The sequence below is a fragment of the Vibrio sp. 1288 genome (genome assembly GCF_033344475.1).
The window spans coordinates 1-509 of record NZ_JAWPOX010001175.1 but is presented as its reverse complement, the minus strand read 5'-3'; the positions used below and the strand labels follow the sequence as shown (position 1 = coordinate 509).

The following is a 509-nucleotide window of genomic DNA, read 5'->3' as shown; positions in this document are numbered from 1 at the left end:
CCGAACTTGAAGATCAGCGTCTTGGCATTGAAAGCACGAGTGGCGCGGTCGATGGCGTGATTCGCGGTGCAGAGGTCGTGCGCAGTTACTTAGTTGAAGACAGTTACGTAACAGAGTTACGTTTGGATATCCGTAAGATGGATAAGCTACGCGATTACGGTGAAGTTCAACAAGTGCCTGAGAAGCGTCAGCAAACTTTGTTCTAAAACCACTTCACTAAATAAACAGATAATCTTTTCGAGCGGCTGATTGGCAACAATTGGTCGCTTTTTTTATGGGTTGATTTGATGGCTTTGCCTACTGAGGAGGGGAGGCTAGCGCGTTAGGCTTTCATATTGGTGCCTAGCGTTGACATGGTGTGGGTTTTGCCGCCGGCATTGTAGGTCATACCGATCTTGCCGTGAGTGTGTTGAAGCATGTTATTGAGCTTGTTAAAACTCAATTGAGCACGGCTGAGGGATTCTCCATTCACGCGATTGACTTGTTGACAGTCCAGCACGATGGATTGG

General features: G+C 47.5%; 1 protein-coding gene and 1 pseudogene. One reads left to right on the top strand and one right to left on the bottom strand.

Annotated features, from left to right (window positions below; translation table 11 throughout):
- Positions 1 to 206 (top strand): annotated as a pseudogene (gene flgP, locus R8O11_RS31525) (flagellar assembly lipoprotein FlgP); the annotation flags it as partial.
- A 116-nt stretch (positions 207 to 322) separates the two neighbouring features.
- Here the strand turns inward: flgP and flgN are convergent.
- On the bottom strand, positions 323 to 509 hold a 187-nt coding region (gene flgN / locus R8O11_RS31520; RefSeq protein WP_318195428.1), incomplete at its 5' end, for a flagellar export chaperone FlgN.